7 protein-coding genes and 3 pseudogenes are annotated in these 12,061 nt (G+C 58.8%); 6 read left to right on the top strand and 4 right to left on the bottom strand.

What is annotated here, in order from left to right; all coding sequences use genetic code 11:
• The coding region (locus BG61_RS36525) for a recombinase family protein (RefSeq protein WP_035942987.1) at positions 1 to 1,972 on the top strand (1,972 nt) is incomplete at its 5' end.
• A 27-nt stretch (positions 1,973 to 1,999) separates the two neighbouring features.
• On the opposite strand, the pseudogene BG61_RS36520 reads toward BG61_RS36525, so the two are convergent.
• Positions 2,000 to 3,045, bottom strand: a pseudogene (locus BG61_RS36520) (IS3 family transposase); the annotation flags it as partial.
• Between the two features lie 155 nt (positions 3,046 to 3,200).
• Between BG61_RS36520 and BG61_RS36510 the strand changes: the two are divergent.
• Positions 3,201 to 3,478, top strand: a pseudogene (locus BG61_RS36510) (HU family DNA-binding protein).
• A 303-nt stretch (positions 3,479 to 3,781) separates the two neighbouring features.
• Positions 3,782 to 3,928 (top strand): annotated as a pseudogene (locus tag BG61_RS43625) (IS5/IS1182 family transposase); the annotation flags it as partial.
• On the opposite strand, the gene BG61_RS36505 reads toward BG61_RS43625, so the two are convergent.
• Positions 3,929 to 4,747, bottom strand: coding sequence for an alpha/beta fold hydrolase (locus BG61_RS36505; protein ID WP_081868313.1), 819 nt, complete (start codon positions 4,745 to 4,747; stop codon positions 3,929 to 3,931).
• Between the two features lie 412 nt (positions 4,748 to 5,159).
• A complete protein-coding gene (locus tag BG61_RS36500) occupies positions 5,160 to 5,465 on the bottom strand; it encodes a sigma-70 family RNA polymerase sigma factor (protein ID WP_051673038.1) in 306 nt (101 codons plus the stop codon).
• 1,611 nt (positions 5,466 to 7,076) lie between these two features.
• Here BG61_RS36500 and BG61_RS36495 point away from each other — a divergent pair.
• The 3 genes from BG61_RS36495 (at position 7,077) to BG61_RS43080 (ending at position 9,596) form a co-directional block, all read left to right on the top strand.
• Positions 7,077 to 8,414, top strand: coding sequence for an NAD(P)/FAD-dependent oxidoreductase (locus BG61_RS36495; protein WP_035942974.1), 1,338 nt, complete (start codon positions 7,077 to 7,079; stop codon positions 8,412 to 8,414).
• 304 nt (positions 8,415 to 8,718) lie between these two features.
• Positions 8,719 to 9,255, top strand: coding sequence for a hypothetical protein (locus tag BG61_RS42500; RefSeq protein ID WP_152565279.1), 537 nt, complete (start codon positions 8,719 to 8,721; stop codon positions 9,253 to 9,255).
• A gap of 191 nt (positions 9,256 to 9,446) precedes the next feature.
• Positions 9,447 to 9,596, top strand: a complete 150-nt coding sequence (locus BG61_RS43080; RefSeq protein WP_161783728.1) for a hypothetical protein — start codon at positions 9,447 to 9,449, stop codon at positions 9,594 to 9,596.
• Between the two features lie 509 nt (positions 9,597 to 10,105).
• Here the strand turns inward: BG61_RS43080 and BG61_RS40940 are convergent.
• Positions 10,106 to 10,999, bottom strand: coding sequence for a pirin family protein (locus BG61_RS40940; protein WP_233469211.1), 894 nt, complete (start codon positions 10,997 to 10,999; stop codon positions 10,106 to 10,108).
• Positions 11,000 to 12,061 lie beyond the last annotated feature (1,062 nt).

Genomic DNA, 12,061 nt, shown 5'->3' with positions numbered 1-12,061 from the left:
GAAGCTGCAGTATGCGATGCAGGATCGTCTGCACCAGTTGGGCTGGAACGAGATCGAAGTGATCGACGAGGATCTGGGGCGCTCTGCGGCCGGAACACAAACGCGCACGGGCTTCGAACGAATGGTGGCAGAGGTCTGTCTTGGGCACGTCGGCGCAGTTGCCGCTCGCGAGGTTTCGCGATTTGCGCGCAACAGTCGCGAGTGGCAGCAACTGGTTGAGGTGTGCCGCATCGTCGACACGGTGCTCGTTGATCAGGAGACCGTGTACGCGCCACGACAGAGCAACGATCGTTTGCTGCTCGGCTTAAAGGGTAGCCTGAACGAATACGAGCTGGATCTGCTGCGTCAGCGTTCGCTCGAAGCTCGGCGGGAGAAGGCCAAACGCGGCGAACTCGTCGTCGCGGCGCCGGTGGGTTACTGCAAGACCGAAGACCAGCGCCTGGAGAAAGATGCGGATTTGCGCGTGCAGGACGCCATTCGCTCGGTGTTCCGCCAGTTCGGCGCGATTGGATCGGTGCGTCAGACGTTGTTATGGTTCCTGGAGCACGGCCTGCAGTTGCCGGCATGCACGCCGCGCGGCGAAATCCAATGGAAACGGCCGAGCTACGGTACGGTGTACCGGATTCTGACCAACCCGATCTACGGTGGCGCGTATGCCTATGGCAAGACCGAATGCACGATCAATTACGAAGGCGGGGAACAGCGCAAACGTGATCGCCGCAAACCTCGAGATGAGTGGCTTGCGCTCATTCCCAATGCCCACGACGGGTACGTTCAGTGGGACGAATTCGAGCGGATCCAGTGCGCGATCAATGGCAACCTGCGTCTGGCCGGACACGCTGGCGCCCCAAAGAACGGCGAGGCCCTTCTGGCGGGACTGTTGCGCTGTCGGCGCTGCGCGAGCAAGCTGACGTTACACTACACGGGTAACAGGCACGACGCCTTGCGCTATAGCTGTCATCGCGGCTGGCTGGACAAGGGACAACCGCGTTGCATTGCGTTCGGTGGCACGCGCGCGGACGCGGCCATCGCCGAGGCGGTCTTGCAGGTCGTTCAACCGGCGGCAATTGAGGCAGCAATGGTGGCGCGCGAAGAAGAGACCCTGAAGCAGGATGAAGTGCTGGCTGCGCTGCAGCGGGATCTGCAAGCGGCACGTTATACCGCTCAACGCGCGCAGAAACAATACGACGCTGCTGACCCTGAAAACCGGCTTGTCGCCGACGAACTGGAGCGGCGCTGGAATGATGCGCTGCTGCGCGTGGAGGAAGTGGAATCGCGTATCGAGCAACAGTTGCGCACATCCGGTCAGACACCGCCTGCCCAGCCTGATGAGTTTGCCGATCTTGCTGCAGCGTTGGAATCGATCTGGCCGCAGGCCGACGCCCGACTGAAGAAGCGTATTGTGCGCACACTGATACATGAAGTCGTGGTCGACGTCGACAACTCAACGAGCGAAATCGTGCTCGTCATCCACTGGAAAGGCGGAGTACATACCGAGATTCGCGTGCCACGTCGGCGTCGCGGTGAGAACACCACGCATACGTCACGCGAAGCAATTGATGCCGTGCGGCAGCTCGTCCGTATCTGTCCCGATCTCGTCATTGCTGGCGTGCTCAATCGCAATGACCTGCGAACCGGCCGGGGTAACTTCTGGACCCAGGAGCGAGTCGCCGCGTTGCGTAGCCACCATCAGATCCCTGTCTATTCGAGCGAGCGACGTGCCGCTGAAGGATGGATGACATTGACCGAGGCTGCGGCGTTCGTCGGCGTGAGCCCCGGAACGCTCAGGCTTGCGGTCGAGCGCAACGAGATCGTAGCCGAGCATCCGTTGCCCAATGGTCCGTGGATCTTCAATCGCAATTCACTGGGCGGGGACGCCGTCTCCGAACTCGTGGCCAGGGCACGTGCACGGCGCGGATACCCCACAAAACCAATGGCACAACAGGGCTCTCTAGATTTATCAAGCACATAGCGAGGTTGGGCAGTATGAAACACACTTGTACAGATTGATGTAGTCGCCGATTGAGCACCGGGCGTGGCCGACCGATTCATAGGCTTTCAGATACACCTCTTCATATTTCAAGCTTCGCCACACGCGCTCGACGAACACGTTGTCTCGCCAGGCACCTTTGCCGTCCATGGACAAGCGGATGCCCCGACTGAGCACGGCCTCGGTGAACACTGTCGCGGTGAACTGGCTGCCCTGGTCCGTATTGACGAGTTCAGGTTGCCCATATTTCGCGAACGCTTCTTCCAACGCCTCGACAGCGTGCATCGCCTCCATCGTGATCGCTACGCGGTGGGCCAGTACCTTCCGGCTGGCCCAGTCCACCACGGCGGTCAGGTACACGAAGCCGCGCGCCATCGGGATATAGCTCGTATCCAGTGCCCAGACCTGGTTCGCCTGATTGATCGTGATGCCCCGCAGCAGATACGGCCAGATCTTGTGCTGCGCATTGCGTCGGCTCGTGTTCGGCTTGCAGTACAGCGCCTCGATACCCATGCGCTTCATCAGCGTGCGCACGCGCCTGCGGCCAATCTCGTGTCCCTCGCGACGCAGCAGTCGGGCGAGCATCCGCGCCCCGGCAAACGGAAACTCCATGTGCAGTTCATCGATCCGGCGCATCAGCAACTGGTCTGCTTCGCTCACCGGTTGCGCCCGGTAATACACGCTCGATCTTGCGATATCAACGAGTCGCGCCTGCTGCGAGACCGGCAATGCGTGCGTACGATCGATCATCGCTTTGCGCTCAACAATCCCGCTTTGTTGAGCGCGCCGCCTAAAAAATCGTTCTCCAGCGTGAGCTGGCCGATCTTCGCATGTAGCTCCTTCAAATCGACTTGCGGCTCGCTCGACGCCGTGCCCCCTGCGCCAAACACGTCGGCGGCACGTTCCTGCAACTGCCGCTTCCATTCGGTGATCTGGTTCGGGTGCACATCGAACTGCTGCGCCAGTTCGGCTAGCGTCCGCTCACCCTTGACCGCCGCCATCGCCACTTTCGCTTTGAACGCGGCTGAGTGCGTCCGTCGGCTTCTCTTCGTCATCTTCAAGGTTCCTTTGTCGGCATTATCGCCGGCTCAGGCCCCGAACGTTCCACTTATCCGACTGTCCGAATTTACGCGGCCACCTCTTATTGCGCATTGCGTCCCGATCCGTCAGTGGGGTGGGGTGTGTGCCTCACTTACTTTGAAGGTAATTTATGAACAAGCAGGACCTGATCGAAGCCGTGGCCCCCAGACCGGGGCCACCAAAACCGACACAGGCGAGATCGTCGATGCGCTGATCGCCACGATTACCGGCGCGGTGCGCGAAGGCCAGACGATCCAGCTGGTCGGCTTCGGTAGCTTTTCAACGGGCCAGCGCGCCGAGCGCGCCGGGCGTAATCCAAAGACCGGCGAGAGTCTCACCATCCCGGCGGGGAAGACCGTCAGGTTCTCACCCGGTAAAGCGTTCAAGGATGCTCTGAACGGCAAGTGAACCGCTAGTCTGGCCCGATAGACGGTAACCTGTCGAACGGCGACAATTGCCCCATGAGCACGAATTCGGTCACCATCTCGCTGCAGGATGATTCGCCAGGCTATGGCATTAGCCCGACGTCGACCCGCTGGACGAGGCGACGCATTACCTGCCACGGAACTTCCCGCAACTCGGTAATATGAGTGTCGTGTTGACGGCTTGTACAACGCCGTACGCCTGCATTCGACTTTGGGCTATCTGTCGCCCGTTGCCTACCAGCGAAACCGACAGCGAAAGAACCTCCCTGCCTGCCTGAAATAACTTGACCACTACAGACTTCCCCCACATGCCGCCGGCATTGCGACCGAAATCGCCCACCGTGGTCAGCCTCACGGTAGCGGGTTAGGCGAGACCCGCTGGGTCGTCGAGCGAACCATCCCGTGGCTATCGCCTGTTAGAAGATGTGCCGTATTAATACTTGCCGTCGATGAAGTGGAGCATGGCTGCGTTGAACATCGCGGGATCCTGAATGAACGCGAAATGGCTCACGTTCGGCAGGATCATCAGGCCCGCACCGGGAATGGTCGCGGCCATGTACTCGGTGTGCTCGCGCTTGATTCCCTCGTCGTACTGGCCGTCCACGATGAGGACCGGCGACTTGATCTGCTTCAATTGCTCGTCGGTCCAGTTCGGCTGGCTATCCCACATCTTGCCGATCTGCGCGACGAACGCCTCGTACTCGTGCGGCGTCAAGGAAATGCGGCGGTACTCCCCACCGGCACGGTCCATGTATGCGGCGAACGTCGGGTTCTTGTCAAACTCGCTGACGATGCCGGACGTTTTCGTGTTCGCGCCAAATGCGAAAATCTTGCCGACGCGTTCGGGATGCCTGATTGCCAGGTCGAGCCCGATGATCCCGCCGTCGCTCCAGCCGACTACGTCCGCCTTGCGGATGTTGAGGCGGTCCATCAATGCAACCACGTCGTCAGCCATCAGGTCATAGCCGTACGCCTGCGCATCGCGGGTGCTGCGCCCGTGGCCCCGGCTGTCCAGGAGAATGACGGTGTGATGCAACATCAGGGCCTTCGCCTGGTTGCCCATGTAATCGCGGTTGGCAAGGCCGCCGTGAAGCAGCAGCACCGGCGAGCCGTGTCCCACAATGGCATACGAAAGCCGGATGCCGTTCAGTTCGGCGGACGCCGAATGCTCGCCCGCAAGCGGCGCGGGCGTCGGCGGCAGAGTCTGCCAAAGGGGGGCGGCGTGCGCCGCCTGTATGAGGCCAGGCTGCATGAGGCCCACGGCCAATACCGCACAAAGCGCGCGCAAGATGCGCGCAGCGGTCTTGCCGGTGCCGTGGTGCGACGCCAGTCTCCCATTCAGTCCGGGTAATTCTTGATTCAATAGTCGTTGCATCTCTGCGCTTCCTTTTTTCGTGAGTACGTGAGTGCGGTCCAGATCCGGCTTCCAAGTTGCTTCCAAGCGGCCAAGTTTTCGAAAAGCCGGCGAATGTCCCGTGATGGCAGAACACCTGACCGCTATGCATATTCCCTGAAGTCCCCGTCGCTACACATCACAGGATTGCAGAGGACGGCAACCCACGCCGACACCTAGGGACGCGATTGCCCGTTGGCCTGCGCGCGCCGTGCGCCTCTGCGTTTTGCCGACCCGCGTGCACGTGTCGTGGCTATCTGCCACTCCGCGATCAGGCGCGCCGACGGGCCCACCGCGGCCGCGCGCGGCTGACGCCCGGTGCGTTCGCGCTCTCGTCTTCGCGCACGTGAAGCTCGCTTTCGACCGCACGCCACGCACGCGACAGAGGGCTCGTGACGTTCCCGATCGGCACGTCGAGGACGCTAGCAGCCTTGTAGTAGCTCATCCCTCCGACGGCCGCCGGCAGGATCACAGTGCCCTGCGCCTCCGGTAATCGCCCGCCGTGCGCCTTCGCGTCGACGCGAAACACGTCCATGAAGCGCACGTCCCACTTCACGCTCACGCGGCTATGCACCATGCGAGTGAGCGACTCACTGACCACCCGAATGCACGACTGAGAACATCCAAGCGTGATCCAGCCGAATCAAAATGATGTCGGCCCGAAAGCCGACGCAATCCCAGCAGCGACTGATTGAGTAGATTGACCGCGGCTGCGAGATCGATCAGATCGGGTCGGACCTCGGGAAGAGCGCGCTCGCGGGGAGAAGGCAAGTCGCCCGTATCAAGCGCCGAGTGTGCGAGGGCGAATCCGCGCCGTCCCCGCTTCCAATCAAACACCCCCCGCGCGATGGAATGCGTCTCGCGGACTAGTGTTGGCCACCGATTATCTACGGGCGTCAAAGTAGCACGCTTCATCGTGCTGTATAACCTCTTACGCTGGAAAATAGATTCCATGATATTGGAGAACCATTCGGGATCGGGACGCGATGGTTAACGAGGCCGCGGGGTCTCCGAGGCAGTGCATAATCCTTCACTTTGCACACGTCGGACTTTTTATGGATCTGTTCGTTGATCCACGTGGCATGCAGGATCTAGACCGGACGGCCGGGCGAATTAGACTGATTGGAAGCCGCAAAAGCAGGCTTTCACCCGCTTTTTGACGAAGCCTGTGTCACCGGCTCAACTCTGGAGCCTGCTGTCGTGGGCGGGGGCTAATGACGACATCAAACACGATCGGGCAACGGCAAGATACTTAAATGTTTCATTGCGGTGGGCGAGATGCGGCGCGAGGAGCGCCGTTCACGACGGCGTTTCAAGCGACGCCTAAGCTCATATCGCATGATGCAGCAGATGCGTCGCACATGTCCTAAAACGCTCGTAAATATGTCATTTTCATCGCTCCTCTGAGGCGGTTATGATTTGAGCATCGTTAACGTCCACGGGACCGAAAATGCAGCAGTACAGGTGCTGCAGCAGGCTTGGCAGGGCACGCTTCAGACGCTCTCGATGGATAACATGAACTCATTGATTCAAGTCAACCCGCAGCACGTGGTTGCTGAAGCACTACCGCGGCCTTCGCCTCGTACGAGCGGACCCTGGCAGAGAACGACACTGTTCTGATTAACGCGCTGGTCTAGCAGGATCCCCAAGCAGTTCGTTACGGCATGAACGAAATGCAGTACGGGAGTACTGATCCCCGGGCGTTTTACGCCGGGGCGTCATTGCACGGGAACCAGTACCGCGACGCGGACAACGGCCATCACGATCTTCGGATACCCCTAAGTAACACTGAGTGCCGAATCCTCCTGCGACAACTCCAAACCGTCTGGGCGACGCACGGTTGTCTAAGCACGTGTGAGCCCAGCCTCCCAACCTGAGGGGGCCGCATGATGCTCGGAGGATCATCGCCTCGCATGATAGCGCGAGCGCCTTCTATTCGGCTCCGTAATCTAGATAGCTATGCGCCAGCATAACAGTGAAGCGTGCTTGCGCGCGACGACTGGATGTGAACTGACGGACGTAACTGGATATGCATGGTTATTTGGGAGTATCGGATCAACGGGTCGTGGAATAAAACGATCTTCTGTGTGTTTAATCTGATGTGCATAGTGAACCAAATGCCATGCCAAAAGGCTTCTTTTACATCGAAAGTTGCCGACCAGGATTCGAACCTTAGAGGAAGGTTAAAATGCATATCGGTAAGCGCGCGATAGTGATCGGCGCGGGAGTTGGAGGACTATCGGCAGCCAAAGCGCTAGTCGATAGTTTTGAGGAAGTTCTGGTACTTGAGCGAGAGGTTCTCACGCCAGCCGTCGTGCCGCGCGCAGGCATTCCACAAGGCAGGCATCCGCACTCATTGTTGCCGGGCGGTGCTCTAGCGCTGAGTAAGCTATTCGACGACTTTTCGCGGTTGCTCCGCGATGCTGGGGCAAACGTAACGGACTTCGGCAAGAGAATGCGCTATGAATTTGCCGGTCAGGACCCGCTGCCCGAGCGTGAGGTCGGGATAGACATCCATATCTGCACGCGGCCGCTGGTCGAATCGGTCGTGCGCCGCTCCGTGGAAGCCTGCGAGGGCATCATCATTCTCGATGGACGACGTGTCACGGGCCTCGTATGGTCCGACGAGGAACGCACGGTCAACGGTGTGCGCTGTGCGACACAGGAAGGCGTAGCTGAGATCCATGCCGCAGATCTGGTGGTGGACGCTTCCGGCCGTGGAGAAGTGACGCTCGAATTCCTGAAGCTGCTCGGCAGGTCGCAACCGCCCGAAACGACGATTGGCGTCGACTACAACTATGCAACGTCGATCGTCGAGTTTGCTGACGGTGAGCCAGACGAGCTGACGATCCTGACGTTTCCCAACTCGCCGGATAGCACTCGAAGTGGTGTTCTCGTCAAGCGTGAAGACGAGCGTTTCTTTGTAACCATGTGCGGACGTGGTGCCGACGCGCCTCCCACTGAGTGGGCTGCGTTTGTCGAGTTTGCTGCGACATTGCCGACCGATTCGCTCCATCGCGCACTAAAGCGCGCAACGCTGCACGGGAAGATAACGCAATTCGCATTTCAGGAAAGTCGATGGCGTCATTTCGACAAGGTCGATTCGTGGCCGCGCGGGCTGATTGCCATCGGGGATGCGGTATGCCGGTTCAACCCGATACATGCGCAAGGTATGACGGTCGCGGCAAAGGCGGCCGTGGTCCTGAGGGATGTTGTCGCTGCGTGTCGCGGCAGCGACGATCCGCTCGACCGGCTGATGGAGGAGTTGATGACGCAGGTCAATCCGGTGATCGCCAATGTATGGGAGCTCGCAGCACTGCCTGATCTCGCGTTTCCGGATGCGCGGGGGCAGCGCCCGCATGACCTGAATGAGTCGTTGGCCTACCAGTCTCAGTTGGGTAAGGCAGCGGTGCTGGATCACGGCGTGCAGAAGCTGCTTCTCGAGGTGATCGGTTTAGTCACGCCTGGTGAGGCGCTAAGAGCGCCCGACGTGGTCGAAAAGGTGAAGCGCCTGACCGCAACCTAATTGTGGGTGGAGACAGACGACCGGTATGCCGCGACAACGGCGGCATATCGGTTTTTGATCAAATAGGCTGGAATACAGCCAGCACAGTGATACCGCTCCAGACGGGCATTGACGCTTGGCGAACCTGCGGAGATATCGCGCTCGGCGGTGGTTGGCCTCACGATCCGTTCGCTAGCCAGCATCGGACGTTTCGGCACTTAAATTCTCACGCCTTCGGCGGGCGCCGCATGCATCGGTGTACCGGACCGTCGAAGATTAGGAGGATTGAGATTCTGGAACGGAATATCTCCGTACCGGGTTTCGGTTGCTACGCATCTACAAAACATGCTATGCAAGCTATTGCCGAGGCAATGGCACAGGATCTCAGCCTTTCAACATTAAAGATTCAGACCATAATCCAGGTGCTTACGCCACGGGCTATAACGAGACGATGGCAGAAACGGCGTTCAAGTGTATGGGCGATACGAAGAACTTCACCAAACGTTCGGATATGCAGGCAGCTTTTCAAAAGATCTTCGCTATGGAGCGTGATCCTGAAGAAGTTATCGAGCAGTTGGTAAAAATTGTTCCGTCAGATGTGGGTGAATTTAGAAATATCATCCCGCAATTCCAAGAAAAAGCTGTAGACGAGAGCCGAGCAAGCTATCGCTCACGCATCAATCTAGATCTGATCAGGCACGGCGGAATTAGAGCAAATTCATTGAGAAGAGACAACTATTCACGGGGAGCAGGTCAAACTCATAGAAAGAAGGAGCTGGCTCCGCCAACTTGTAGCCATCGATGTGCATGTTCCAATGTCACTTCCAAGAGCTTGCACAGTCTATCGGCGTGTACGCCCTAACATATGGATTTGATTTTCGCCGTTTGCACTGGTGGTGAGTGTAAGTAGGGACGGTGCCGGCGCTGGCGCGACTCGCGCTGGCACGGCACCGGCAGTCCAAGTTGACACCCACCGCTTCGCACCGAGGCGTCATCGTCCACGATCGATATAAGGGTCATGGCTGCCCATACGCCAGTTCCGCCGCAATGCCATTGAAAACGATGGAAGGCGGAGGAAATTGGGCGCGCGATATGATCGACGGTGCACGCACAGGGCTGTCACGCAAGGTTCTCTCGCGCGCATCAGCCGCCGACAGCAACACCAACATCGTCGGCGTCATCACCGACAGCCCGACGATGTAAAGTGCAGTCCGCTTTGCCCAGCCAGCGGCGGCGGGAGTGCCTCGAAGAAGGGCGCGCAGGCGCCCGTGGACGAGCCGCGGCAAACGGCGGCGGGGCGCAATTCACGCCTCCGTATTGCGCCGTCATGCATGCCGGTAGCGACCCAAATGGTTCGTAGAACAGTTCGGCGCCGGCAACTCTTTTATGCTGAGGTCATCGCGTGCGCTATGGCCGCGAGTTCAGTCGGACCGTTCACGATGCACGCGAGGCGGCATGCCCCAGAGAACAACACTCGCAGAGAGACCATCGGGAACGCCCACCGGGAAAGGTCGGGTCGCGGAGCAGGACAAGGGCAGCATGGACCATACCCGCATCAGCGGCGGCCGCGCTGCCCAGCGTGGCTCGAAAACGTTCCCATCAGCAACGTCATGGTGCCCAATGCGGACGGTTGCCACTCGAGCGGCAGGAAGTTAAGCGGGAGAGCGCGCGCGATCAGCAGCACGTGAGTCAACGTAGTTCGGCATCCGATCTTATCGTCGGTTATCACGCGAGGTCACGAAGCGCAATCTTTCAAAAACCTCTTTTGCCTGTTTCGAATCGATCCTTTTTTCGTTTATCAACTGTGTTACGAGACGCCCAATTTCGACTTCGCCAAACCGCAAGGCAGCAGCATTTGTGTGCACGGAGAAATAACCCTCAACGACGTCGAAAGGGCTCCGTTGTGCGGATCCAAGCATAAATTCGCAATCGTCTTTTGCGAAGAAGTCAACGGCAAGGTCCGATCGGTCGAACGTTACAAAATCGCCGGCTTCCAATGGCTCCCCCGCGACGAGCGATCCGGAATGGACTGCCACCCACATTATGTCGTGATTGTCTGGCGGGTCGTAGCGCCAGTGGTTTCCTGCTTTCAAAGTTACATGGAGGCAAGTAGTCTCCGTTGAAATTTGCAAAGAACTTTGTGCGCCATCGTATTGGCCCAACAGAATGCGCGCCGGTCCTTTAACTGGAACTTCCATGGGCTTAACGATGCTCTGGTAAGGTTCGCTTAGTTCAAGGATTGGCGGAAGTGCAATCGAGAGCCGGTAACCGACCACGCCACCACTCGTGATCGCAGGGCCAACGTCCCATGCACCGCGGCCGCTTCTCAGCCAGCCGACCGCACCAGGCGTGAGCGTTCGTTCCACGCCCTGGCTATCACTGGTGCGGATCGATCCCTGATGCAAATAGGTGAGCACTGCAACGCCCGAATGAGGAAGTACAGGTAAATTAATCGGTACCTGAGCTCCAAAGACGAAGCGGTCCAGTATTACGAAGGGCTTCGATGACCGTCCGACGTCGGACGGGCCGGCGAGCCGGGTCAACTGCCCGTTAGTACGCCCGGTTGTGCGAAACGAGATAGGGCGAGACGGCTGGGGACTACGCATATCATGAACTCTTGCTGACGATTGCATTTTTAAAAGGAACCCATTTCTTGGATAAACCAGACTCCGAAGGTCCAGGCTTTTGCTAGCAGCACGCTGACCAGACCCTGCTCACCACTAGCTAAGTGACACAACGTCCCTTGCTATCGCCCAAGACACACGTCCCACAGCTAACCATCCAAACATTTTTAAACCGGCGCATGCCGCGCGCTATCATCGTGTAGAAGCTTCACGTCGCAAAGAACGTGCTAATCAATGTTGCGTTCCAACTTGTCGAAAAGAGTCATTCGACTCGCGCTTCAACATCGCCTCGGCCATCGATAGTCCCATTCCGACAATCTGCCGGTAGTGCCGCCGGCGTCGCCCGTCCTAGCATCTATCCGTAGGATATAAGGATAAGGTCGCCGGAACAGGGCTCATATGTCATTTATGCGGGGTTTTAGGACATCCCGTGGAGCGAAGAATGGACGGTTGCTGGAGGGACGTATTCCGCGTGCGGATGCCGCGTCGGACCGCACGCCTTTTGCCGCGTGGCCCGGGTCATTGCATGGTGGCTGTTAGGGCAGCCGTTTTTTTGGTGGACGAGGGCTTGAGATCTTGATTACTCAAGCAGGCGATGTTTACGCGGGTCTGGGTCACCTGCTGACTCATTGCGGCGCCTTAGCTGGTAAGTGGCAGGGTTGCGCACAGCAGTTGCAAATAAACGTTCGGATACCGTTGGGTGGATAGCGCCTCAGCTGTACTCGCGGGAAGCCTAGGTCCGCAGCGAGCATATCCGGCAATATTCCAAAACGACGATGTTACCCGCGGTAGCTCGCGATTGAGCTTCGTCCCGCGGTCGGCCCAGCCGGTCAAGGGTCGGAACGATGCGTAAATTTTGAGTTCCGGGCTGGCGAGGGGGCGTCGGTACCGCTATCGTCGGGCATTTCCGGCGGTACATGGCTTTCCTTGCCAACTCGCCGGACGGCCTGTGGCGGCTGGCCCAGGGTTCGAAGGAACGCGTGCCTCATCCGGTCGCGGTCGCAAAAGCCCACTTCATTGGCGATGACATCCATCGAGTGGCGT

The sequence above is a fragment of the Caballeronia glathei genome (assembly GCF_000698595.1).
Lineage (GTDB): Bacteria > Pseudomonadota > Gammaproteobacteria > Burkholderiales > Burkholderiaceae > Caballeronia > Caballeronia glathei.
Note: the sequence above shows the minus strand (reverse complement) of the source record. Positions and strands in the feature narration are given on the sequence as shown.

Excerpts from the sequence above, each read along its gene's own strand:
- BG61_RS36500 (WP_051673038.1), bottom strand. The coding sequence starts at position 5,465 with ATGGTGCATAGCCGCGTGAGCGTGAAGTGGGACGTGCGCTTCATGGAC.
- BG61_RS36505 (WP_081868313.1), bottom strand. The coding sequence starts at position 4,747 with ATGCAGCCTGGCCTCATACAGGCGGCGCACGCCGCCCCCCTTTGGCAG.
- BG61_RS36495 (WP_035942974.1), top strand. The coding sequence starts at position 7,077 with ATGCATATCGGTAAGCGCGCGATAGTGATCGGCGCGGGAGTTGGAGGA.
- BG61_RS40940 (WP_233469211.1), bottom strand. The coding sequence starts at position 10,999 with ATGCGTAGTCCCCAGCCGTCTCGCCCTATCTCGTTTCGCACAACCGGG.